19 protein-coding genes and 1 pseudogene are annotated in these 23233 nt (G+C 64.2%); 17 read left to right on the forward strand and 3 right to left on the reverse strand.

Annotation, left to right across the window (positions count from 1 at the left end; translation table 11 throughout):
• Nucleotides 1-6: 6 nt before the first annotated feature.
• Together VE25_RS02530 and VE25_RS02535 are read right to left on the reverse strand one after the other, a co-directional pair.
• Nucleotides 7-1443 (reverse strand): basic amino acid/polyamine antiporter, encoded by a 1437-nt coding sequence (locus VE25_RS02530; RefSeq protein WP_046107011.1) that lies wholly within the window; start codon nucleotides 1441-1443, stop codon nucleotides 7-9.
• Between the two features lie 177 nt (nucleotides 1444-1620).
• Nucleotides 1621-2700 carry a helix-turn-helix domain-containing protein gene (locus VE25_RS02535; protein ID WP_244466846.1) on the reverse strand — a complete coding sequence of 360 codons (1080 nt, stop codon included), beginning with the start codon at nucleotides 2698-2700 and terminating at the stop codon, nucleotides 1621-1623.
• A gap of 491 nt (nucleotides 2701-3191) precedes the next feature.
• Between VE25_RS02535 and VE25_RS02540 the strand changes: the two genes are divergently transcribed.
• Both VE25_RS02540 and VE25_RS21630 read left to right on the forward strand, forming a co-directional pair.
• Complete coding sequence (locus VE25_RS02540) at nucleotides 3192-3773, forward strand: DUF308 domain-containing protein (RefSeq protein ID WP_046107013.1); 582 nt, start codon at nucleotides 3192-3194, stop codon at nucleotides 3771-3773.
• Nucleotides 3774-3812: 39 nt separating this feature from the next.
• A complete protein-coding gene (locus VE25_RS21630; RefSeq protein ID WP_152664483.1) occupies nucleotides 3813-5297 on the forward strand; it encodes an alpha/beta hydrolase in 1485 nt (494 codons plus the stop codon).
• A gap of 27 nt (nucleotides 5298-5324) precedes the next feature.
• Here VE25_RS21630 and VE25_RS02550 read toward each other — a convergent pair whose 3' ends face one another.
• Nucleotides 5325-5705, reverse strand: coding sequence for an SHOCT domain-containing protein (locus VE25_RS02550; RefSeq protein WP_046107014.1), 381 nt, complete (start codon nucleotides 5703-5705; stop codon nucleotides 5325-5327).
• Between the two features lie 352 nt (nucleotides 5706-6057).
• Here VE25_RS02550 and VE25_RS23265 point away from each other — a divergent pair.
• The 15 genes and pseudogenes from VE25_RS23265 to ugpE all read left to right on the forward strand — a co-directional run.
• Nucleotides 6058-6345, forward strand: a pseudogene (locus VE25_RS23265) (MliC family protein); the annotation flags it as partial.
• Between the two features lie 18 nt (nucleotides 6346-6363).
• On the forward strand, nucleotides 6364-7734 hold the full coding sequence (locus VE25_RS02555; protein ID WP_439328890.1) for a metal-dependent hydrolase family protein: 1371 nt from the start codon (nucleotides 6364-6366) through the stop codon (nucleotides 7732-7734).
• 124 nt (nucleotides 7735-7858) lie between these two features.
• Nucleotides 7859-8755, forward strand: a complete 897-nt coding sequence (locus VE25_RS02560; protein WP_046107015.1) for a metal ABC transporter substrate-binding protein — start codon at nucleotides 7859-7861, stop codon at nucleotides 8753-8755.
• The gene (locus tag VE25_RS02565) at nucleotides 8743-9651 is read left to right on the forward strand and encodes a manganese/iron ABC transporter ATP-binding protein (protein WP_046107016.1); all 909 of its coding nucleotides are present in this window, start codon (nucleotides 8743-8745) and stop codon (nucleotides 9649-9651) included. Before VE25_RS02560 ends, VE25_RS02565 begins: the two co-directional genes overlap by 13 nt.
• 216 nt (nucleotides 9652-9867) lie before the next feature.
• Entirely contained in the window at nucleotides 9868-10722 is an 855-nt protein-coding gene (locus tag VE25_RS02570) for a metal ABC transporter permease (protein WP_046107017.1), read from the forward strand.
• The gene (locus tag VE25_RS02575) at nucleotides 10719-11561 is read left to right on the forward strand and encodes a metal ABC transporter permease (RefSeq protein WP_046107018.1); all 843 of its coding nucleotides are present in this window, start codon (nucleotides 10719-10721) and stop codon (nucleotides 11559-11561) included. Before VE25_RS02570 ends, VE25_RS02575 begins: the two co-directional genes overlap by 4 nt.
• 36 nt (nucleotides 11562-11597) lie before the next feature.
• Nucleotides 11598-13007: a protein adenylyltransferase SelO gene (locus tag VE25_RS02580; protein ID WP_046107019.1), complete on the forward strand. Its 1410-nt coding sequence runs from the start codon at nucleotides 11598-11600 to the stop codon at nucleotides 13005-13007.
• A gap of 21 nt (nucleotides 13008-13028) precedes the next feature.
• On the forward strand, nucleotides 13029-13583 hold the full coding sequence (locus VE25_RS02585) for a gamma carbonic anhydrase family protein (protein ID WP_046107020.1): 555 nt from the start codon (nucleotides 13029-13031) through the stop codon (nucleotides 13581-13583).
• Nucleotides 13584-13664: 81 nt separating this feature from the next.
• Complete coding sequence (locus tag VE25_RS02590; RefSeq protein WP_046107021.1) at nucleotides 13665-15197, forward strand: acyl-CoA carboxylase subunit beta; 1533 nt, start codon at nucleotides 13665-13667, stop codon at nucleotides 15195-15197.
• A gap of 5 nt (nucleotides 15198-15202) precedes the next feature.
• A complete protein-coding gene (locus tag VE25_RS02595) occupies nucleotides 15203-17218 on the forward strand; it encodes an acetyl-CoA carboxylase biotin carboxylase subunit (protein ID WP_046107022.1) in 2016 nt (671 codons plus the stop codon).
• Entirely contained in the window at nucleotides 17218-19359 is a 2142-nt protein-coding gene (gene scpA / locus VE25_RS02600; RefSeq protein ID WP_046107023.1) for a methylmalonyl-CoA mutase, read from the forward strand. Before VE25_RS02595 ends, scpA begins: the two co-directional genes overlap by 1 nt.
• Nucleotides 19356-19784 carry a methylmalonyl-CoA epimerase gene (gene mce / locus VE25_RS02605; RefSeq protein ID WP_046107024.1) on the forward strand — a complete coding sequence of 143 codons (429 nt, stop codon included), beginning with the start codon at nucleotides 19356-19358 and terminating at the stop codon, nucleotides 19782-19784. The genes scpA and mce overlap by 4 nt, the downstream gene beginning before the upstream one ends.
• A gap of 251 nt (nucleotides 19785-20035) precedes the next feature.
• A complete protein-coding gene (gene ugpB, locus VE25_RS02610; RefSeq protein WP_046107025.1) occupies nucleotides 20036-21364 on the forward strand; it encodes a sn-glycerol-3-phosphate ABC transporter substrate-binding protein UgpB in 1329 nt (442 codons plus the stop codon).
• 122 nt (nucleotides 21365-21486) lie between these two features.
• Nucleotides 21487-22371 (forward strand): sn-glycerol-3-phosphate ABC transporter permease UgpA, encoded by an 885-nt coding sequence (ugpA, locus tag VE25_RS02615; RefSeq protein WP_046107026.1) that lies wholly within the window; start codon nucleotides 21487-21489, stop codon nucleotides 22369-22371.
• A 12-nt stretch (nucleotides 22372-22383) separates the two neighbouring features.
• Nucleotides 22384-23232: a sn-glycerol-3-phosphate ABC transporter permease UgpE gene (gene ugpE, locus VE25_RS02620; protein WP_046107027.1), complete on the forward strand. Its 849-nt coding sequence runs from the start codon at nucleotides 22384-22386 to the stop codon at nucleotides 23230-23232.
• Nucleotide 23233 lies beyond the last annotated feature (1 nt).

The raw sequence follows: 23233 nt of genomic DNA on the forward strand, positions 1-23233 counted from the left end.
CGTTTTTCAAAGGGTGATGTAGCCTGCCGCGAGGCTCCATATGCCGGCGATGCAGCCCGCGACGACGAGGATGAAGATCACCCAATCGGCCGGTCGATCGAACCAGCCCTGCTTGCTCTGCTCGCGACGGGTCCAGAAGTAGAGCACGGTCCCCGGACCGTAGAGGATCGCCGAAAGCATCAGGTATTCGAGGCCGGCGGCAAAGTTCAGCCAGAGGGTGTAGATCACCGCGATCGTGGCAAAGACGAAGTCGCGCGTGCGTTCCTGCGGGCGCAGCTCGTAGGTTTCCCGGCGCTGCACCAACAGGACGCCGTAGGCGGCCACCAGCAGGAACGGGATGAGCGACATCACGCTGGTCAGATTGAGCATCAGCGTGAACGCGTCCTGCGACCAGTAGGTGCTGATAATGAAGAGCTGGACGACGATGTTGGTGAGCCAGAGCGCCGCCGAGGGCACCTTGTTCGCGTTCTCCCGGCCGAAGACCCGCGGCATGTCGTTGGTCTTGGCGGCGATCGAGAGCACCTCGGCGCAGATCAGCGACCAGGCAAGATAAGCGCCGAGCACGGAGATCAGCAAACCGATGCTGACGAACAGGCCGCCCCAGGGGCCTACCACCGCTTCGAGAACCGCGGCCATCGAGGGCTGGCGCATGCCGGCGATCTCGGCCTGGGGAAGCACGGCATAAGGCAGGAGCGATACCAATACCATGAGGGCCGTGACCCCCACGAACCCCAGAATAGTGGCAGTGCCGACATGTCTGCGCTCCGTGGCATAGCGCGAATAGACGCTTGCCCCTTCGATGCCGAGGAAGACGAAAACCGTGACCAGCATGGTCGCGCGGACTTGGTCGAAGAGGCTCATCTCCGACATGCCCTCGCCGCCCCAGAAGTTGGCGTTGAAGAGATCGAAGTTGAAGGCGAAGACGAGGAGCAGGATGAAGGCCAGGATCGGCACGATCTTGGCGATCGTGACCACCATGTTGATGAAGGCGGCCTGCTGGATGCCGCGCAGGATCACGAAGTGGAACGTCCAGATGCCGATGGAAGCAACGACGATGGCAACGACAGTGTTGCCGTCGCCGAAGACCGGAAAGAAAGCGCCCAGCGTCGACTTGATCAGCACCCAGTACGACACGTTGCCGATGCACGAGCCGATCCAGTAGCCGAAGGCCGAGAGAAAGCCGGGATAGTCTCCGAAACCCTCCTTGGCATAAGCATAGACACCGGCATCGAGGTCAGGCTTGCGCTCGGCCAGGAACTGGAACACCCGGGCAAGGGTATACATGCCGCCGGCGGCGATGACCCAGGCAATCAGGGCCCCGAACGGACCCGTGGCGCCGGCAAACGTGCGCGGCAGGGAAAAGATACCCGAGCCGACCATCGAGCCCACGACCATGGCGGTCAAGGCAAAGAGCGAGAGCTTTTGCGTGGTACTCGCAGCCATGCCGCACCTCCAGAACTTGCCGGTCCAAAGGAACGATTGCCGTCAACGAGTTAGCGTTCCTGGAAAGGGACTATAGTCTTGTTAAGTCTCACGAGTGATCGGCAGGGAATCTCGCCACAATGCCTTACGTCCCAATTTGGCGACATCGCCTGAAGTCGCGAGCGGCAAGTGGGCTTTTCAACCCTGGAGGCGGCGCAGCAGGGTGTTGAGGCGTTGCGCGGGGGCGCCCTCCTCGTCGAACTCGCCGTGCTTCCAATCCGGAACGACATGCGCCGTGCCGGCGCGCACGTCCGATGGGCTGCAGCCGAATTCGCGCCGGAACGCGCGGCTGAAATCGGCGCCGTCAGCAAAGCAGCAACTCTCGGCGATCTCGAAGATGCGCCGGCGATTGTTCGCGTCGGCGAGCATGGAATGTGCGGCAAGCAGTCGTCGGCGCTGGATGTAGTGCATCACGCCGCCGGAGGGTTCGAACAGGCGATAAAGCCTGGAGCGGGAGACGCCGAGCTCGCGCAGCAGCCCGCGCGCGCCAAGCTCCGGATCATGCAGGTTGGCCTGGATGTAGCGGCGCGCCCGCTCGAGGAGGACGTTTGCGATCATGTTGCCGGCCTCTTCCAGCCGGTCGGGCGAAGGCGCGACGCACGCCAGCAGCATTGCGCGTGTCGTCGCGACGACCTGGGAGGCATCCGACGCTTCGAGCCGGGGAAGCCTGCGGGCGAGGCTGACCATGTAATCGGCGAAGATCCGGCCCATTGCCCCTTCGAGGCGCGAAAAGGCCGCCGCATCGAGGACATGGGTCATCTCACGACACAGGTCCCGCGGCACGAACAGCATCAGGATGTCGCTTTGGCTGACCGTCCCCTCAAAAACGCGTCCGAGCGGGTGCAACTGAACTGCGCCGGTGCGACCATCGAGCCGGTCGTTGTCGGCGAGCGTGGTCGAGCGACCGTTGACGAACAGTGTCAGAAGCCAGTGGTCGAGCGGCTCGCGCCGGACATGTCCGGCAAGGCCTGCGAAGGCGAGCTCGTCGGTATGAACGCGTGAAAAGGCGAGCCCGCCCAGGTCCCAGACTTTCTGGCGGCCCGAAAACGTCTTCGGCCCGCTTTCGAGTTCGGTCAGATCGAAAGCCGCGGCCCAGCTCGCGCGCCAGGCCGCGAACTGGTCCTTGCGCGGGAGCCCATCGGTCGAAAAATCGAAACTGTGAACCCGTGTGCCGATATTGGCGTCCGCGCCCATGGTCGGCCAGCGCGCTGCCGACATATTCTCCCGGCCGGATGCAACTGCCCCTGGTGACATGTTTTCCTCGAGAACAGGCCACCCCCAACGAGATCATTTGTGCGATGAACCGCGGTTCCCAGTCAAGTTATTTCCCAAGTTCTGCAACTTGTCGCAATTGATGAAATTATCGAGTCAAAACTATATTCGTTTCCGGAGTGCAAGCCACAGGAAAACCTCGAAATGTAAATTTCGACAACGGGGCTCACAACTCGCCGACGATTTGCCACACTCCTCTCGAGTAGCGGCCCGCTAGCGAGGAGCGCCCGGCCCGGAGACCCAAGGTCATCCCGGGAAGTTCCCCGCCATTCATTGCCCGTGCTGGGACGCAGCGCAAAAGTATCGGAAACCAGGCTAGTGTGCGCCCTGCCCCTGCCGTGCTAGAAAATGGCGAAGCCCTTTCGCATTGGTGCTGTCTGGAAGGTGAGCGAAACGGAGGTTTGTCCTTCGTTCCTGCTGACCCAGGAGAACCGGCTATGGCAAAGACTTCCGAGCCGACCCGTTTGGCGTCCGCCCTGACTGCCTTGCGTGGCGTCGTCCTTTTGATCGCGGGCGCGTTCACGCTCGCCTACCCCACCGAGGCACTGCGTTTCCTTGTTTTCGTGGGCGGTGGCCTACTGCTTGTGGATGGACTGTTGAACCTGGCGACGATCCGGTTCGATCAGCCCCGCGACACGCGCTTCTGGGTCGGCGCCATCCGAAGCGCCTTCGCTATCCTCGCGGGTCTTGCAGTGCTGCTCAGCCCATGGCTGATCCCGATCCTTTCGGTGCAGTTCCTTCTCTATTTCGTGGGCCTGCAGGCCATTGCGGCCGGAATCATCGAAATGGTCGAGCTCGTGGTGCCCCAACGCAAGCCGATGAACCAGGTCTGGCCCGCGCTGGTCAGCGGCGGCGCCTATGCGCTTTTCGGACTGGCGCTGATCCTGTTACCCCTGAGCAGCGCGACGGTTCTGGCACAACTCGTCGCCGTGCTGATGATCGTGTTCGCGCTCAGCCTGTTCTTCAGGGTCTGGAGCCAGCGGTCGCGGGCCGGAGCGCCGGGTATCGACGCTCCCTGACGATGCAAACAGGCAGGAGTTCGCCATTTGTGGTGGAATGTGACCGCCGGCATCGTCTTTGCCCTCACCGCTCTGATCGCCGCGCCGCTCGCCGGCGTCGAAATCAGCTTTGCCTTTGACGAGACCGAGGGACAGGTCACCTGGTTGACGCTGTTTTCTGGCGTATTCCTCACCGGATGCCTCTTCTGGTGGCTTCTGATGATCCGCCGGCGGCGCTTTTCGCTGATCCGCGGCGCCTCCACCGGGGTTCTCATTGCCTTTTTCTCCTATCCGATGGTGCTGCTGTTCGCCGAACTCTTCCAGCGCGATTGGCGGGCGAGCGCGGATGCGGCTTCCCTTCCCGAGCGATTCCTGCACGTCCTGATGCTCAGCGGCTTGTCGCTGCTGACGACCGGCTTTGCGACGACAGTGCTGTTCGCAGCGGTCGGCGCGGTGATGACCCGGGTGTTCCTGCGCTTACATCCTCCATCAGCAGGCACTTCGGCTCGGCGGACAACTGGGCTCGGTCTCGTCGCGCGGCGGATTTCGATCGCTCTCGGCTGGCTGGCCGCAACCTGCGTCGCGGTACTCGCCGGCGCCTTCCTGTGGCTGAGCCTGATGCCTCTCGATATGGCCAAGCTGATGGACGTGCCCACCCGAACCCCACAGATTACCACGTATGTCGACGCGATCACGGCAATCGATGCGGTTCGCGCGCGGGAAACGGAAATGCCGCTGCACCCGCGCTGCCTGTCCAAGCTTCTCACCCATGGCGGCAAGGTGGAGCGGGTCGTGGTCTTCTTCCACGGGCTGACGAACTGTCCTGCCCAGGCCGACGAGCTGGCCGCCAGATTCTTTGCCATGGGCTACAACGTTTATATTCCGCGTCTTCCCGGACACGGCGAGGCCGATCCGCTGACCCTCGCCTTGGCGGACCTGACGGCGGAAGACCTCGTCGAGGTCACCGAGGAGTCGACCGGGCTGGCTCGAGGTCTCGGCGATGACGTGGTGGTGATCGGTCTTTCCGCGGGCGGCGTTATGTCGTCCTGGCTGGCACAGAACAGCGCCAAAGCCGATGTCTCGCTGTCGGTGGCGCCGTTCTTCGGGCCGTATGTCGTGCCGGCCTGGGCCGCGCGCGCCGCCGCGAACCTGCTGCTTGTCGCACCGAACATGATGGTCTGGTGGAATCCGCTGGAGACCGAGCCCAATCCAGAGATGGACTACGCCTATCCCCGCTTTGCAACCCATGCACTGGGGCAGGTCATGCGTCTCGGCCAAGCCGTCGAAGTCGCGGCTCACCGGGTGCCACCCCTGGCTCCCGCCATCGGCGTGCTGCTCAACGAAGCAGACGTTGCGGTAAGCAACCGGCTTACGGGCGAGGTCATTGCCGCCTGGCGTGACCACGACCGGCAGGTATTGCTGACCATCCTGCCTCTCTCCCATCGCCTGCCCCATGACGTGATCGATCCGCGGCAGGAAGAGGCCGACATCGACTTCGTCTATCCGATCCTCTTCGAGATGACGACGAGCGACGCCATCCGCTAGCTTAGCACCATGGCCGTCAGCGCGAGATCAGGCCAATGCCTTGGCTTTCAGCTGACGGAACTCGGCTTCGGTGATCGTGCCGGATTTCAGCAGTGCATCGGCTTGCGCAATCTCGGCCGCCGGGGATCTGCCCGCAGTTTCCCGGATGTACTCGTCGGTTTCGGCACGCGCCCGGCTGATGCTTTCGTTGTACCGCCGCGTCATGCCGCCGCCGCGCACGATCACGTATACCAGGGCAGTCAGCAGCGGCAGAACGAGCAAAGCAATGATCCACAGCGCCTTGCCAAACCCGCCAAGCTGCGTGTCACGGAACAGGTCGGCGATGATCTGGAACAGGACCATCAAGTACGAGATCAGAAGAAAGGCGCTGACAAGCAGCCAAAGAAAGTCCCAAAAATTCGACATCATTTCGACTTTCCCCACACATCCCTGCGATCACCTTACCGATGACATGATGACCGCCAGGAAGTTAGTTGGAAATCGCACTATAGCTCTTCTTCTCAATGACGAGATTGGCAGAAAATCCAAACTGCGGTCGCTGCATCCCAAATTGAAGCGGAGCATGAGGGACCGGAGCCAACGTCCTTCCGCGAGAAAATCCCAGTCATGCTCATCCCGTGAAGCGAGGAACAATTGAGACGCTGAGCAGGATGTTTGGATTCCCTGCGAATAAATTTCGGCCGCTTGGCCGCTATGGTGAATGCGAGGGCGAGCGCGCCGCAGCGCCGGCGGAACAGTGCCCCGGCGCCAGGAGGAAACCATGGTTGTTCATCGGCATTTGCGTACGGCTTATCCACGCCTTGCGAGCCTTGCCATTGCGGCAGGCCTGACTGCTGCCGCGTCGGTCGGGGCATATGCCCAGACCTATCGGTGCGACAGCGGCAACAGCGTGATCGTGCACGAGGCCGACGGATCGACCGTGCGGCTCGAATACGAGGACAGGACATTCGACCTGCATCAGGTCGCCGCGTCACCGGAGCGCTTTACCACCGAGACCGGTCTGCGGCCCGACCACGGCCTCGAGTGGTCGAGTGACGGCAGCCGCGGGCGGCTCAGCGAAATGATCATGGATCATACCGCGCCCGAGCCGACGGTGATCGAGGTGTGCAGTCTCGATATCGCGTCGACCGATGCCGCGGGGGCCGGCGACGCCACGCTGCCCCCGACGGGCGACGGTGCCACCCTCTTCCGGAACGTCCGCATCTTCGATGGCCAGAACGAGGAACTCTCCGAGCCATCAAACGTGCTCGTCGACGGCAACATCATCGCGACGATCTCCGACCAGCCGATCGAAACTAACGACAGCGACGTCACCATTGTCGAGGGCGACGGCCGTGTGCTGATGCCCGGGCTGATCGATGCCCACTGGCACGCGATGTTGATCCGCAACACCCCGGCGCAGACGATCTATGGCGATGTGGGCTACAACAATATCACGGCTGCCGACGAGGCGACCGACACGCTTATGCGCGGTTTTACGACGGTGCGGGACGTGGGGGGACCGGCCTTTGGCCTGAAACAAGCCATCGATGAGGGGATTGTCGCGGGACCACGCATCTATCCCTCAGGCGCAATGATCACCATTACCAGCGGCCACGGTGATTTCAGGCAGTTGTCCGAGCTTCCCCGGACCATCGGCGGCCATATGGCCCGCATGGAGCAGGTCGGTGGCGCCATGGTGGCCGACAGCCCCGACGAAGTCCGGATGCGCGCGCGCGAACAGCTCATGCAGGGCGCTTCGCAGATCAAGCTGACGGCCGGCGGCGGGGTCTCCTCCCCTTTCAGTCCGGTCGACGTGTCCACCTTTACCCTGGAGGAACTGCGCGCCGCAGTAGAGGCGGCGGACAATTGGGGCACCTACGTCACCGCCCATGCCTTTACCCCCCAGGCGATCAGAAGATCGATCGATGCTGGCGTCAAGGTGATCGAACACGGGTTCCTCATGGATGAAGCCACGGCACAATACATCGCTGACCGGGATATCTGGCTGAGCATGCAACCCCTGCCGGAAGCGATGCGCCTCGGCTTTCCCGAGGGATCGGTGCAACGCGAGGGCGCCGACAAGGTCTTCCCCGGGATCGACAACGCTTACCAGCTGGCCAAGAGACACAACATCAAGACGGCATGGGGCACCGACGTCCTGTTCTCACAGGCGCTCGCGCAACAGCAGGGAGCGATCCTTGCCTCGCTCATCCGGTGGTACACGCCGGCCGAAGCGCTCACCATGGCGACCTCGACCAATGCCGAGCTCCTGGCGCTATCGGGCGCGCGCAATCCCTATCCGGGGAAACTAGGTGTCGTCGAGCAAGGCGCCCTGGCCGATCTTCTGCTGGTCGATGGCAATCCGCTCGAAAATCTCGAACTGGTGGCGGATCCCTCCAATTTCCTGATCATCATGAAGGACGGCGTCATCTACAAGAACGAGACGCCGGAATAGCTTCCGCCGAGTTCGCGAGGGCGCCGCCCGGCGCCCCTCATTTTCCATCAAACTCTCAATGGCTTATTGCGAATGATTTGCAATTGCATTATGTGTGGCGAGGTTCATCGTTCAGGAATTGCCAATGCATCGCCGTCACTTCGTCTCGTTCGCCCTCGCCTCCACCGCCCTTCTCAGCCTCGCCCTTCCGGCTTTCGCACAGGAAAAGTTCAAGGCAGTCACCAGCTTCACCATCATCGCCGACATGGCAAAGAACGTTGCTGGGGATGCCGCCGAGGTGGTTTCGATCACCAAGCCCGGCGCCGAGATCCACAATTACCAGCCGACGCCGGGAGACCTCATCGGCGCGCAGGACGCCGACCTCGTCCTCTATAATGGGCTCAACCTCGAGCTCTGGTTCGAGCAGTTCCTCGCCAATCTCGGCGATATCCCGAGCGCCGTCGTCTCGGACGGCGTCGAGCCGATGAGCATCGACGATGGCCCCTATAGCGGCAAACCCAACCCGCACGCCTGGATGTCGCCGACCGACGCGCTGATCTATGTCGAGAACATTCGCGCCGCCTTCGTCGAATACGATCCGGCCAATGCCGAGACCTACAATGCCAACGCGCAGGCCTATACGGCGGAAATCGAGGCGACTGTCGCCCCGATCCGCGAGGCGATATCCGCGATCCCCGAGGAGCGGCGCTGGCTGGTCTCGAGCGAGGGCGCATTCTCGTATCTCGCGCGCGATTTCGGACTCAAGGAAGCCTTCCTCTGGCCGATCAACGCCGATCAGCAGGGAACCCCGCAGCAGGTACGGCGCGTTATCGATCTCGTGCGCGAGAACAACATTCCGGCAATCTTTTCGGAGAGCACCATCTCGCCGGACCCGGCCGAGCAGGTCGCGCGCGAGACCGGTGCCAAATATGGCGGCGTGCTCTATGTTGACTCGCTGACCGACGCCGGCGGGCCGGTACCGACCTATCTCGACCTCTTGCGCGTCACGACACAGACCATCGTTGCAGGATTGCAGCCGTGAAACAGGATCCGGCCATCAGCCTAGACGTACGCGACATCACTGTCGCCTACCGTAATGGGACGACGGCCATGAGCCATGCAAGCTTCCGGGTGCCGCGAGGGTCGATCGCGGCGCTCGTCGGCGTCAACGGCTCGGGCAAGTCGACGCTGTTCAAGGCCATCATGGGCTTCGTGCCGCTGGCGCGGGGCTCCGTCGAGATCCTCGGCAAGCCCGGCCGGGAAGCACTGAAACAGAACCTCGTCGCCTATGTGCCGCAGAGCGAGGAGGTCGACTGGAATTTCCCCGTTCTCGTCGAAGACGTGGTGATGATGGGCCGCTATGGCCATATGGGGATGCTCCGACGCCCCAAGCCACGCGACCGGGAGATGGTCACCATGGCCCTCGAACGTGTCGGCATGACCGATTTCCGCAAGCGCCAGATCGGCGAGCTTTCCGGCGGGCAGAAGAAGCGCGTGTTCCTTGCGCGCGCCCTCGCCCAGGAGGGGCAGGTGATCCTGCTCGATGAGCCGTTCACCGGCGTTGACGTCAAGACCGAGGACGCGATCATCGGGCTCCTCCGGGCACTACGCGACGAGGGACGGGTGATCCTCGTTTCCACCCACAATCTCGGGAGCGTGCCCGAATTCTGTGACCGCACGGTGCTTGTCAAAGGCACGGTGCTCGCGCATGGACCGACAGAGGAGGTCTTCACCCGCGAGAACCTGGAGCGCGCCTTCGGCGGAGTCCTCCGCCACTTCGTGCTGGAAGGCCAGGGACTGCATTCCGACGCCGACCCGCGCCAGCTGTCGGTCATCACCGACGACGAGCGGCCGCTCGTCATGTATGGCGAGAAGGACCGCATGACGGCGCAGGCCTCGACAAGGGACGAGGAACGGCAGGGGGAAGGCCGTGAGTAGGATTGCTGCATTGCTTGCCAAGGACATGGGTGGTGTCGGAAAGCTCCCCTCACCCGCCGCTACGCGGCGACCTCTCCCCCCAGGGGGAGGTGAAGGGAGCACCGCGACCGCCTCGGTGACACCTCTCCCTTTGGGGGAGAGGTCGGCTGCGCAGCAGCCGGGTGAGGGGGCCTTCCCATCCCCACTGATCGGGGCCTTTCAGGGCAGGGAGCACCCATGATCGAGCTCCTCCTCGAACCCTTCTCCTATGGCTACATGGTCAACGCCATATGGGTCTCGGCGCTGGTCGGGGGCGTCTGCGCGTTCCTTTCGGCCTATCTGATGCTCAAGGGCTGGTCGCTGATCGGGGACGCGCTTTCCCACTCGATCGTGCCGGGGGTAGCGGGGGCCTACATGCTCGGCCTCCCCTTCTCGCTCGGCGCGTTCTTTTCGGGGGGGCTGGCGGCCGTCGCCATGCTCTTTCTCACCCAGCGCACCAAATTGCGGGAAGACGCGATCATCGGCCTCATCTTCACCGGCTTTTTCGGGCTCGGGCTCTTCATGGTCTCGGTCTCGCCGGTGCCGGTCAACATCCAGACGATCGTCCTCGGCAACATCCTTGCCGTCACGCCCGCCGACACGCTGCAGCTCGTCATCATCTCGGGCATCTGCCTTGCGGTGATGCTCGTCATCTGGCGCGACCTGATGGTCGTCTTCTTCGACGAGAGCCACGCCCGCTCGGTCGGACTCAACCCGGACCTCCTCAAGGCGATCTTCTTCACGCTTTTGAGCGCGGCGACGGTTGCCGCCATGCAGACGGTCGGCGCCTTTCTCGTCATCGCCATGGTGGTGACGCCGGGAGCGACAGCCTATCTGCTCACCGACCGCTTCGGGCGGCTCATCATCCTCGCCGTCGCCATCGGCACGCTGACGAGCCTTGTCGGGGCCTATATCAGCTACTTTCTCGACGGGGCGACGGGCGGGGTGATCGTCGTCCTGCAGACCCTTATTTTCCTCACCGCCTTCGTCTTCGCGCCCAAGCACGGGCTGCTGGCGGCGCGGCGGCGGATCGCCGAGGGAGTCAGGGCATGAGCGAGTTCCTCATCTATCTCACCTGGCCGTTCCAGTTCCCGTTCATGCAGAACGCGTTCATCATCGGCATTCTCGTCGCGGTGCCGGCGGCGCTGCTCAGCTGCTTCCTGGTGCTCAAGGGCTGGTCGCTGATGGGTGACGCCGTCAGCCACGCGGTGCTGCCGGGGGTGGTCATCGCCTATATCGTCGGCCTGCCGCTCTCGATCGGGGCGTTCGTTGCCGGCATGGTCTGCGCCATCGGCACCGGGTATCTCAAAGACAACAGCCGCATCAAGGAAGATACGGTGATGGGCGTGGTGTTCTCGGGCATGTTCGGGCTCGGCATCGTGCTCTACACCTCCATCACCACCGACGTGCATCTCGACCATATCCTCTTCGGCAACATGCTCGGCGCCAACTGGGCGGACATCGCCGAGACCGGGATCATCGCCCTCGTCGTCACCGGCCTCATCGCCCTGCGCTGGCGGGATCTGATGCTCTTCGTCTTCGATCAGCAGCAGGCCTCGGCCATCGGGCTGCCGGTGAAGATTCTGCACTACGGGCTTCTCGCCATCCTGTCGCTGACCATCGTCGGCGCGCTGAAGGCCGTCGGCATCATCCTCGTCATCGCACTCCTCGTGGCGCCGGGATCGATCGCCTATCTGCTCGTCAAGCGCCTCGGCACGATGCTCGTCGTGGCGGTCGCCGTCTCGGTGGCGGCAACGCTCATCGGGGTCTATGCGAGCTTCTGGCTCGACAGCGCTCCCGCGCCGACCATCGTGCTGCTGATGACCATCGCCTTCATCGCCGCCTTCATCTGGACCTCGGTCCGCAACCGGCAAGCGGTGGCGGCCGTATAGACGGATCGTGCGCCAGCGCCTATGCGTTGGTGCACGATGACCCCTTTCAGGCCCGCCAGGAACCACGAAGCGCTGGGCGACGATTTCTACGATCGCGTCCGCCCCGCCGAATTCCCGCAGACGATCCTGCGCCATCGCGACCAGAGATGGGCGCGACGGGTGGGGCTCGACCATCTCACCGACGCCGAGTGGGTCGCGCATTTCGCTCGCTTCGAGCCGTTGCCCGGGAGCTTTCCCGAGCCGCTGGCACTGCGCTACCACGGCCACCAGTTCCGCACCTACAACCCCGACCTTGGCGACGGGCGCGGCTTTCTTTTCGCACAATGCCATGACCTCGAGGACGGGCGGCTTCTCGATTTCGGCACCAAAGGGTCGGGGCGCACGCCCTGGTCGCGCGGCGGAGACGGGCGGTTGACCTTGAAGGGCGGCGTGCGCGAGGTGCTGGCGACCGAGATGCTGGAGGCGCTCGGCGTCTACACCTCGAAGTCGTTCTCGCTCGTCGAAACCGGTGAGGAACTCTGGCGCGGCGACGAACCTTCGCCGACGCGCTCAGCCGTGCTCGTGCGGCTCAGCCATTCGCACATCCGCATCGGCACCTTCCAGCGGCTCGCCTTTCTCGAGGAGACGCAGAGCCTCGAAACGCTCCTCGACTATTGCATTGCAACCTACTATCCGCACCTCGCCGAGGCCGATGACAGGCCGGCGGCCTTTCTCGAGGCAGTGACGGAAAAAGTCGCCGTGCTCGGCGCGCAGTGGATTGCGGCCGGGTTCGTCCATGGCGTCCTCAACACCGACAACATCAATATTACCGGCGAGAGCTTCGACTACGGCCCCTGGCGGTTCCTGCCGGCCTATGACCCGGCCTTCACGGCGGCCTATTTCGACGAGACGGGACTCTACAGTTTCGGGCGCCAGCCCGACACTCTCGCCTGGAACTTGACGCGGCTGGCGGAGTGCCTGCTGCCACTGGCGCCCGCCGAACGGCTGGAACCGGCGCTCAACACCGTCTGGCCGGTGTTCCAGAAGGCGCTGCCAGCGGCGATCCTCAAGCGGCTGGGTCTCCAGCCCAGGGGTGAAGAGGCGGATTCGGCGCTGGTTTCGGCGCTCTTCCCGTTCCTCTCCTCCTCGCAAGCGCCCTACGAACAGTTCTTCTTCGACTGGTACGGCGGGGCGCTTTCTGCGCGGCGCGCGGCGAGAAGCCCGGCGGCCGGACACTATACCAGCGAAGCGTTCCGTCCGGTCGCCGATGCGCTGGAGGCGTTCGCACCCGTCGAGACAGCCGATCTCGACCACCCCTATTTCGCCCGGGCAACGCCGCGCACCATGCTGATCGACGAGATGGAAGATATCTGGGCGCCGATCGCCGAGAACGACGACTGGTCGGCGTTTGACGAAGCGCTGGCCGAGATCGCTACGATGCGCGATGCTCACGGCATAAAACCGTAAGATTCTTCGGGAGGCCAATCCATGCCCATATACGCCCTCGACGGCATCTCGCCGACCATCGATCCGGACGTCGCCTGGATCGCGCCAACTGCGGTGATCATCGGGCGGGTGATCTTGAAGCGCGATGTCGGCGTCTGGTTCGGGGCGGTGGCGCGCGGCGACATCGAGCCGATCGAGATCGGGGAAGGCACCAATATCCAGGAGAACACGGTGCTCCACACCGACAAGGGCTTTGCGCTGACCATCGGGCCGGGCTGCACCATCGGCCACAAGGCGATGCTGCACGGCTGCACCATCGGACCGAACACGCTCATCGGCATGGGCGCGACGGTGCTCAACGGGGCGCGGATCGGCGCCAATTGCCTCATCGGCGCGGGGGCGCTGATAACCGAGGGCAAGGAGATTCCCGACAATTCGCTGGTCATCGGCGCGCCGGGCAAGATCGCTCGCGAGCTCGACGCCGAGGCAATCGCGAGGCTGCGGCGCTCGGCCGAGGGCTACATCCGCAATGCCCGGCGTTTTGCGGCGGGGTTGACCGTCCTGCCCGACCATGGGCGGGATTTCGACCCGGCCTAAGACGCGAAGCATTTGCTTTTTCGGCCACCGCCCGCCAATCTCGTTTTTGACTGCCCGGTCAAATCCGGCGGTGGAGGAGCGATGCAGGAGATCATCAAGGCGCTGGAGGCGCGGCGGGCCGGGGCGCGCCTCGGCGGCGGCGAGAAGCGTATCGCCGCCCAGCACGGCAAGGGCAAATTGACCGCCCGCGAGCGGCTCGACGTGCTGCTCGATCCGGGGAGCTTCGAGGAATACGACATGTTCGTCACCCACCGGGCGACGGACTTCGGCATGGCCGAAACCGTCTATCCGGGCGACGGGGTGGTGACCGGCTGGGGCACGATCAACGGGCGCCTCACCTACGTCTTCTCGCAGGATTTCACCGTCTTCGGCGGCTCGCTCTCGGAGACGCATGCGCAAAAGATCTGCAAGATCATGGATCTTGCCATGCAGAACGGCGCGCCGGTGATCGGCCTCAACGATTCCGGCGGCGCGCGCATCCAGGAGGGCGTGGCTTCGCTCGGCGGCTACGCGGAGGTGTTCTGGCGCAATGTCGAGGCTTCGGGCGCCATCCCGCAGATCTCGGTCATCATGGGGCCGTGCGCGGGCGGGGCTGTCTATTCGCCGGCGATGACCGACTTCGTCTATATGGTTCGCGACACCAGCTACATGTTCGTGACCGGCCCGGACGTGGTCAAGACCGTGACCAACGAGACGGTGACGCACGAGGAGCTGGGCGGGGCGAGCGCCCACACCAGGGTTTCCTCTGTCGCCGACGCGGCGTTCGAGAACGACATCGAAACGCTGATGGAAGTGCGGCGGCTCTTCGATTTCCTGCCCCTCAAAGCCGGCGAGAAGCCGCCGCGCATCGCGGTCAACGATACGCGCGACCGGCGTGAGGATTCGCTCGACACCGTCATTCCGGCGAGCGCCAACCAGCCCTACGACATGCGCGAGATCATCGAGAAGGTCGCCGATGAGGGCGATTTCCTCGAACTGCAGAAGGACCATGCCGGCAACATTCTCATCGGCTTCATCCGGCTCGACGGGGCGACGACCGGCATCGTCGCCAACCAGCCGCTGGTGCTGGCCGGATGCCTCGACATCAACGCCAGCAAGAAGGCGGCGCGCTTCATCCGCTTCTGCGACGCGTTCGAGATCCCCATCCTCACCTTCGTCGATGTGCCCGGGTTCCTGCCCGGCACGGCGCAAGAGCATGGCGGCATCATCAAGCATGGGGCGAAACTGCTCTTTGCCTATGCGGAAGCGACCGTGCCGCTCGTCACCGTCATCACCCGCAAGGCCTATGGCGGCGCCTATGACGTGATGGCGAGCAAGCACATCCGCGCCGACATTAATTACGCCTGGCCCTCGGCCGAGATCGCGGTGATGGGCGCCAAGGGCGCGAGCGAAATCCTCTATCGCTCGGAACTCGCCGACATCGAGATGATCGCCAAACGCACGGCCGAATACGAAGCGCGCTTCGCCAACCCGTTCGTTGCCGCCGAACGCGGCTTCATCGACGACGTGATCATGCCGCACGGGACCAGGCGGCGGGTGATCCGCGCCTTCGAGACGCTCCGCGGCAAGCGGGTGCAGGGTCCGGCGAAGAAGCACGGGAATATTCCGCTGTGAGCCGGATGTTCTCCTCCCTCCTCATCGCCAATCGCGGGGAGATCGCCTGCCGGGTCATCCGGACGGCGAAGCGCCTCGGCATTCGAACCATCGCGGTCTACTCCGATGCCGACAGGGAGGCGCTGCATGTGCGCATGGCCGACGAGGCGTTGCATATCGGGCCGTCGCCGGCGCGGGAGAGTTATCTTTCTATCGAGAGGATCGTCGCCGCCTGCAAGGCGAGCGGGGCGGAGGCGGTGCATCCGGGGTATGGGTTCTTGTCGGAGAACCCGACGTTCGCCGAGGCGCTCATGGCCGAGGGCATCGCCTTCGTCGGGCCGCCGGCCAAAGCCATTGCGGCGATGGGTGACAAGATCACCTCCAAGAAGATCGCGACGCAGGCCGGCGTTTCGACCGTGCCGGGGCGCATGGGCCTCATTGCAGATGCCGACGAAGCGGTGCGTATCGCCGAGGAGATCGGCTATCCCGTGATGATCAAGGCCTCGGCCGGAGGCGGCGGCAAGGGGATGCGGGTGGCGTTCGATGCCGGCGAGGTGCGCGAGGGTTTCGAGCGGGCGCGCTCGGAGGCGCTCTCGTCCTTCGGAGACGAGCGGCTCTTTATCGAGACGTTCGTGACGGACCCGCGCCATATCGAGATACAGGTGCTGGCCGATGCCCATGGTAATATCATTCACCTCGGCGAGCGCGAATGCTCGATCCAGCGGCGCAACCAGAAGGTCATCGAGGAGGCGCCCTCACCGTTCCTCGATGAAGCGACACGGGCGGCCATGGGCGTGCAAGCGGTGGCGCTGGCGAGGGCCGTCGGGTACGTCAGCGCGGGAACCGTCGAGTTCATCGTCGATGGCGAGAAGAACTTCTACTTTCTCGAGATGAACACGCGCCTGCAGGTGGAGCATCCGGTGACCGAGCTCGTCACCGGGCTCGACCTCGTCGCAATAATGCTGCGCATCGCCGCCGGCGAGAAGCTGCCGCTGGGCCAAAAGGACGTGCGGCTCGACGGCTGCGCCATCGAAGCGCGGGTCTATGCCGAGGACCCGTACCGCAATTTCCTGCCCTCCTCCGGACGGCTGAAGCGCTATAGGCCGCCAGCGGAAGTTGCCGAGGTCGAACGCACGGTACGCAACGATACCGGCGTCTATGAGGGCGGCGAGATTTCGACGTTCTATGACCCGATGATCGCCAAGCTCGTCACCTGGGGTCCGACGCGTACCGCGGCCATCGAAACGATGAGCGCGGCGCTCAACGGGTTCGAGATCGAGGGCGTCGGCCACAACCTGCCGTTCCTTTCCGCCGTGATGGAGGAAGACCGCTTCCGCGAGGGGCGGCTGACGACGGGCTTTATCGCCGAGGTGTTTCCCGACGGCTTTGCCGGGGCGCGGCTTGCAACCGGTCGCATGGTCGAGGTGATCGCGGCGGCGGCGATGGCGGGGCACGTTTGCGCCGAGCGGCGCGGACGGGTGGAGCGCGAGGCCATCGACGGGACCGAGGAAATCTTCGCCAAGTTCGCCGTCGTCGTCGGCGGGGAGATCAACGAGGTGCGCGTCGCGCGGCACGATCCCGCAGGGCTCTGGCGCATCAACGTCCACGGGACGCTGCATGAAGCGACGGGCTTTTCTTGGAAGCCGGGCGACCGGTTCGCCATCATAGCTTGGCGCGACGAGCCGGCGGCGAGCATGCAGCTTGCCGCCACCACCATGGGCTTTCGCATCCGCTATCGGGGCGCCGACCTCGAGGTGCTGGTGCTGCCACCGCATGTCGCGGCGCTCCTCCCGCTCATGCCGGTGAAGGCGCCGCCTGACCACTCGAAGCTTCTGCGCTGCCCCATGCCCGGCCAGGTCGTGCGCGTCGACGTCGCCGAGGGCGAGGTGGTGGAGGAAGGCCAGCCGCTTGCCATCGTCGAGGCCATGAAGATGGAAAACGTGCTGCGCGCCGAGCGCCGGGCCCGGGTGGCCAAGGTGCATGTGGCCGCCGGCGCGGTGCTGGCGGTCGACCAGGTGATGATGGAATTTACAGGGGTGTGATGCGCGACAGACCCGCCACCTTCGCCGAATGGGCCGAGCTCGCAGAACGCGAGCTCAAGGAAACGCCGCTCGCTTCTCTCATGCGCGACTATGGCGGGGTTTCGGTGAAACCCGCTTACTTCTTCGAGGACCTGCCGGCCGACGCCAATGCCGCCCTGCCTGGTGCTGAGCCGTTCACCCGTGGCGTGCGGGCGACGATGTATGCCAATCGCCCGTGGACGATCCGGCAGTATGCCGGCTTTGCCACTGCGCGCGAGAGCAACGCGTTCTACCGGCAGGCATTGGCGAACGGGCAGAAGGGGCTTTCCGTCGCCTTCGACCTTGCCACCCACCGCGGCTACGACAGCGACCATCCGCGGGTTGCCGGCGACGTCGGCAAGGCCGGGGTCGCCATCGACACGGTTAAGGATATGAAGGCGCTGTTCGAGGGCATCCCGCTCGACGAGGTGTCGGTCTCGATGACGATGAACGGCGCGGTCATTCCCGTGATGGCGATGTTCATCGTCGCGGCCGAGGAGCAGGGCGTGCGGCAGGATCAGCTGGAAGGGACCATCCAGAACGATATCCTCAAGGAGTTCATGGTCCGCAACACCTTCATCTATCCGCCCGAGCCTTCGATGCGCATCGTCGGCGACGTCATCGCCCATACCGCGCGCCACAGCCCCAAGTTCAACTCCATCTCGATCTCGGGCTACCATATGCACGAGGCCGGGGCGACGGCGGTGCAGGAGCTCGCCTATACGCTGGCCGACGGGCGCGAATATGTGCGTGCGGCCCAAGCGCGTGGACTCGACGTCGATGCGTTCGCGGGGCGGCTCTCGTTCTTTTTCGGCATCGGCATGAACTTTTTCCTCGAGGTGGCAAAGCTGCGCGCCGCGCGGTTGCTCTGGGCCGAAATCATGGATGACCTCGGCGCCAGGGACCCGCGCTCGAAGATGCTGCGCACCCACTGCCAGACCTCTGGCGTATCGCTGACCAGCCAGGATCCGCACAACAACATCGTGCGTACCACCATCGAGGCCCTGGCGGCGGTGCTGGGCGGCACGCAATCGCTGCACACCAACTCGTTCGACGAGGCGCTGGCGCTGCCGACCGATTTTTCCGCCAGGATCGCCCGCAACACCCAGCTCGTGCTGCAGCACGAGGCACGGGTGACGGATGTCGTTGATCCGCTCGGCGGCTCCTACTACATCGAGGCGCTGACGGCGGACCTCGCGCAGAAGGCCCGCGTTCTCATCGCCGAAATCGAGGCGCAGGGCGGCATGACGCGGGCGGTGCAGGCGGGCGTGCCAAAGCTCGAGATCGAGAAGGCGGCGGCGCTGAGGCAAGCTCGGATCGACCGAGGCGAGGAGGTGATCGTCGGCGTCAATCGCTACCGGGTCGAAGACGAGCCGGAGGTGCCGGTGCGGCAGATCGATACGGCGCGAGTGCGCGAGGAGCAGGTGCGTGCGCTCGCCGAGGTGCGCCGCACCCGCGACGAGGCGCGCTGCCAGTCCATGCTCGCAGCGTTGCGGGAATTCGCCGCCAAGGATGAGGGGAACCTCCTGGAAGCCGCCATCGAAGCCGCCCGCGCCCGCGCGACGCTCGGCGAGATCAGCCAGGCGCTCGAAGACGTCTTCGGCCGCTACAGCGCCACGAACCGCGTCATCTCCGGCATCTATGGCGAGAGCTATGCGGATGACCCGGAATATGCGGCGATCGCGCAGCGCATCGAAGCCTTCCACGGCCGGCTCGGGCGGGCGCCGGCGATCCTCATCGCCAAGATGGGCCAGGACGGACACGACCGAGGCGCCAAGATCATCGCCACGGCTTTCGCCGACCTCGGCTTTGCCGTGCATCTGGGGGCCCTCTTCGAGACACCGCCGGAAGTCGCGGCGGAGGCCGAGGAGCTCGGGGTCGACGCGATCGGCGTTTCGACGCTGGCGGCCGGGCACAGGACGCTGGTGCCCGAGCTCATCGCAGCGCTCGGCGACAGGGGGATCGGCGAGGTGACCGTGATCGTCGGCGGGGTCGTGCCCGAGCAGGACCATCAGTTCCTGCGCGACTGCGGCGTCGCCCAGATCTTCGGGCCGGGCACCAACGTGCTCGAAGCGGCGTTCGCGGTCATCAACGAGATCGAGGGAAGGCTTTCCAACCGATGATCGGGCGTCTCAACCACGTCGCCATGGCCGTGCCGGACCTCGACGCGGCCGCCAGCCGCTACCGCGACTTGCTCGGGGCGCGGGTAAGCGCGCCGCAGGCACTGCCCGAGCACGGGGTCACCGTGGTCTTCGTCGAAACCGGCAACAGCAAGATCGAGCTGATGGCGCCGCTCGGCGCCGACTCCCCTATTGCCGGTTTCGTCGAAAAGAACCCGTCCGGCGGCGTGCACCACGTCTGTTTCGAGGTTGCCGACATCGCCGGCGCGGCGCGGCGACTCATCGAAGGGGGAGCGCGGATCCTCGGGGACGGCCGGCCTCGCACCGGCGCTCACGGCCTGCCGGTGCTCTTCCTTCACCCCAAGGATTTCGACGGGGTGCTGATCGAACTGGAAGAGGCGGCGACGACCCGCCACTCGCCGTCATAATTCCGTCATCCGATCGTCACCCCCCTGTAATGGGCCGCCTTTAGGACCGGCGCCGGCGCTGGGCGGTCCGCCCCCCGGCGCATGGGCTCACGCGGATCGAGTTTCGTTCTTTGTCATATTTGTTTCGGAAGATTTCCGTCTTGACCTCGCCCGCAACTCTGACAAGCTGTCCGGACCGCGCAAGCCGCGCCAAGACGGATGAGCGGAACTCGACGATCCTTACTGGGAAATCGTCCTCAAGGGAGAAAACAATGGTACGTACGACCCTCGCGGCCGGGCTTGCAGCCCTTGCCGTTTCGCTGACGTCTTCGGTCGCTTTCGCGCAGACCGAGATCACCTGGTGGCACGCCATGGGCGCCGAGCTCGGTGAGAAGCTCGAACAAATCGCCCAGGGCTTCAACGACAGCCAGGACACCTATGTCGTCACGCCCGTGTTCAAGGGCTCCTATCCCGAGACGCTGACCGCCGCGATCGCCGCTTTCCGCGCCAACGAGCAGCCGGCCATCGTGCAGGTCTTCGAGGTCGGCACGGGCACGATGATGGCCGCGCAGGGCGCCGTCTATCCCGTCCACCAGCTGATGGCCGACATGGGCCAGCCCTGGGAGCCTTCGGGCTTCCTGCAGCCGGTCGTCGGCTACTATTCGGATACCGAGGGCAACATCCTTTCCATGCCCTTCAATTCCTCGACCCCGATCCTCTACTACAACAAGGACGCGTTCGAGGCTGCCGGGCTCGACCCGGAAGTGGCTCCGGCCACCTGGGCGCAGGTCGAGGAATTCTCCCGCCAGATCGTCGAATCGGGCGCGGCCAATTGCGGCTTCACCTCAGGCTGGATTTCCTGGGTGCAGCTCGAGAATCTCTCGGCCATCCACGACCAGCAGTACGGCACGCTCGAGAACGGCTTCGGGGGCCTCGGCACCGAATTCACCTTCAACGGCCCCGTGCAGGTCAAGCATTGGGAAAACCTGAAGCGCTGGGCCGATGAGGGCCTCTTCCAGTACGGCGGCCCGGTCGGTGGCGCCGACGCGCCGCCGAAGTTCTATTCGGGCGAATGCGCCATGTACATGAACTCCTCGGCCTCGCGTGCCGGCGTCATCCTCAACGCCCAGAACTTCGAGGTGGGCTTTGCGCCCCTGCCTTATTATGAGGACGAGATCGAGGAGCCCAAGAATTCGATCATCGGCGGGGCCACCCTCTGGGTGCTGAACGGCCACTCGCCCGAAGTCTACCAGGGTGCTGCGGAGTTCTTCACGTACCTCAGCCAGCCCGAGGTGCAGGCCGACTGGCACCAGGCGACCGGCTATCTGCCGATCACCAACGCCGCGTACGAACTGGGCCAGGAACAGGGCTACTACGCCGAGAACCCGGGCTCGGACATCGCCATCGAACAGATCACCCGCGGTGAGCCGACTCCCAACTCCAAGGGCGTCCGCTTCGGCAACCTGACTCAGGTGCGCGACGCGGTCGACGCCGAGTTCGAGGCACTGCTCGCCGGCCAGAAATCTGCCCAGGAAGCGCTCGACGCCGCCGTCGAGGCCGGCAATCGCATCCTGCGCGACTTCGAAGCCGCCAACAGCTGATCTTTCAAACCGGACCCGGGCCACATAAGCCCGGGTCCTATTGCCGACCCCCTCTGCAGACCGCTTCGCGTGGCGGCCTGCATGGGCGGTTGGGCCATAACCCAACGCGAACCGGGACCCACATGCAGACAAAACGGACGATCTTTCCCAATAAAGGGCTGCCTTATCTGTTGCTGGCGCCCCAGCTCGTCATCACCTTCGTCTTTTTCCTGTGGCCGGCAGGCCAGGCCGTGAAATCCTCGTTCGAACGCGAGGACCCGTTCGGCTTTCGCACCACTTTCGTCTGGTTCGAGAACTATCAGCGGCTCTTCCGGGAGCCGTCCTACATCAACTCGCTGTGGACTTCGCTCGTCTTTTCCGTCGCGGTCACGGCGATCTCGATGGGCGTGTCGCTGCTGCTGGCGGTGGCCGTCAACCGGCTGCTGCGCTCGGGGCGCATCTATACGACACTGCTCGTGTGGCCGTATGCGGTGGCGCCTGTCGTCGCGGGCATACTCTGGTGGTTCATGTTCAATCCCACCATCGGCATCCTTCCCTATGTCCTCGATGCGCTCGGGATCAACTGGAACCATCGGGTCAATGCCAACCACGCCATGATCCTGATCGTGCTGGCGGCGAGCTGGAAGCAGATCTCCTACAATTTCCTCTTTTTCGTCGCCGGTCTCCAGTCGGTGCCGCAATCGCTGACGGAGGCTGCCGCGATCGATGGGGCGGGGCCGTTCAAGCGGTTCTGGACCATCGTCTTCCCGCTGCTGTCGCCGACGACGTTCTTCCTGCTCATCGTCAACATCAACTATGCCATGTTTGACACCTTCGGCATCATCGATGCATCGACCTCGGGCGGGCCGGCGGGAGCGACCAACACGCTCGTTTACAAGGTCTATGCCGATGGCTTTCTCGGCCTCAACATCGGCTCCTCCTCGGCTCAGTCGGTGGTGCTGATGGCAATCGTCATTGCGCTCACCGCCATCCAGTTCCGCTATGTCGAGCGGCGCGTGCAGTACTAGGGGGGCGGATGAATGGTTGAGAACAGGCCTTTCCTGACGTTACTGACGCACCTGGTGCTGATCATCGGGGTCGTCGTCATCGTCTTTCCCGTCTATCTTGCCTTCATCGCCTCGACGCGCGGGGGCGGGGATTTCATGAGCGGGGTGGTGCCGCTCATGCCCGGCCCGCATATGATCGAGAACTATTCGCGCATGCTGACGGCCGGGCTTTCAACCTATGGGGCGCCGCCGGTCTGGCAGATGCTCTCCAACTCACTGATCATGGCGCTCGCCGTTTCCATCGGAAAGATCGCCATCTCGATCACCTCGGCCTATGCCATCGTCTACTTCAAATTCCCGTTCCGGTTCCTGGCGTTCTGGCTGATCTTCATCACGCTGATGCTGCCGGTCGAGGTGCGCATCATCCCGACCTTCGCGGTCGTCGCCAACCTCGGCATGCTCAACTCCTATCCCGGCCTCATCATCCCGCTGATCGCTTCCGCCACCGCGACGTTCCTCTTCCGCCAGTTCTTCCTCACGGTTCCCGACGAGCTGATGGAGGCGGCCCGTGTCGATGGCGCCGGCCCGATGAAGTTCTTCCGCGATATCCTCTTGCCGCTCTCGCGCACCAATATCGCGGCGCTCTTCGTCATCCTCTTCATCTACGGGTGGGTGCAGTATCTCTGGCCGCTGCTCGTGACCACCGACACGCGCTACTACACCATCGTCATGGGCATCAAACGCCTGGCGCAAGTGGCCGATGCCGATCCATTGTGGAACCTGGTGATGGCGGCGGTGATGCTTGCTATGCTGCCGCCCGTCCTCGTCGTCATCTTCATGCAGCGCCTGTTCGTCAAAGGCCTGGTCGAAACGGAGAAATAAC

Source organism: Devosia geojensis, from assembly GCF_000969415.1.
In the GTDB taxonomy this organism is placed as follows: Bacteria; Pseudomonadota; Alphaproteobacteria; order Rhizobiales; family Devosiaceae; genus Devosia; species Devosia geojensis.

Excerpts from the sequence above, each read along its gene's own strand:
- VE25_RS02585 (WP_046107020.1), top strand. The coding sequence starts at position 13,029 with ATGCCCATATACGCCCTCGACGGCATCTCGCCGACCATCGATCCGGAC.
- mce (WP_046107024.1), top strand. The coding sequence starts at position 19,356 with ATGATCGGGCGTCTCAACCACGTCGCCATGGCCGTGCCGGACCTCGAC.
- VE25_RS02555 (WP_439328890.1), top strand. The coding sequence starts at position 6,364 with ATGGATCATACCGCGCCCGAGCCGACGGTGATCGAGGTGTGCAGTCTC.
- VE25_RS02595 (WP_046107022.1), top strand. The coding sequence starts at position 15,203 with ATGTTCTCCTCCCTCCTCATCGCCAATCGCGGGGAGATCGCCTGCCGG.
- VE25_RS02560 (WP_046107015.1), top strand. The coding sequence starts at position 7,859 with ATGCATCGCCGTCACTTCGTCTCGTTCGCCCTCGCCTCCACCGCCCTT.
- ugpB (WP_046107025.1), top strand. The coding sequence starts at position 20,036 with ATGGTACGTACGACCCTCGCGGCCGGGCTTGCAGCCCTTGCCGTTTCG.
- VE25_RS02590 (WP_046107021.1), top strand. The coding sequence starts at position 13,665 with ATGCAGGAGATCATCAAGGCGCTGGAGGCGCGGCGGGCCGGGGCGCGC.
- VE25_RS02570 (WP_046107017.1), top strand. The coding sequence starts at position 9,868 with ATGATCGAGCTCCTCCTCGAACCCTTCTCCTATGGCTACATGGTCAAC.
- ugpE (WP_046107027.1), top strand. The coding sequence starts at position 22,384 with ATGGTTGAGAACAGGCCTTTCCTGACGTTACTGACGCACCTGGTGCTG.
- VE25_RS02530 (WP_046107011.1), bottom strand. The coding sequence starts at position 1,443 with ATGGCTGCGAGTACCACGCAAAAGCTCTCGCTCTTTGCCTTGACCGCC.
- VE25_RS02540 (WP_046107013.1), top strand. The coding sequence starts at position 3,192 with ATGGCAAAGACTTCCGAGCCGACCCGTTTGGCGTCCGCCCTGACTGCC.
- VE25_RS02580 (WP_046107019.1), top strand. The coding sequence starts at position 11,598 with ATGACCCCTTTCAGGCCCGCCAGGAACCACGAAGCGCTGGGCGACGAT.
- VE25_RS02575 (WP_046107018.1), top strand. The coding sequence starts at position 10,719 with ATGAGCGAGTTCCTCATCTATCTCACCTGGCCGTTCCAGTTCCCGTTC.
- scpA (WP_046107023.1), top strand. The coding sequence starts at position 17,218 with ATGCGCGACAGACCCGCCACCTTCGCCGAATGGGCCGAGCTCGCAGAA.
- VE25_RS02535 (WP_244466846.1), bottom strand. The coding sequence starts at position 2,700 with ATGTCGGCAGCGCGCTGGCCGACCATGGGCGCGGACGCCAATATCGGC.
- ugpA (WP_046107026.1), top strand. The coding sequence starts at position 21,487 with ATGCAGACAAAACGGACGATCTTTCCCAATAAAGGGCTGCCTTATCTG.
- VE25_RS02550 (WP_046107014.1), bottom strand. The coding sequence starts at position 5,705 with ATGATGTCGAATTTTTGGGACTTTCTTTGGCTGCTTGTCAGCGCCTTT.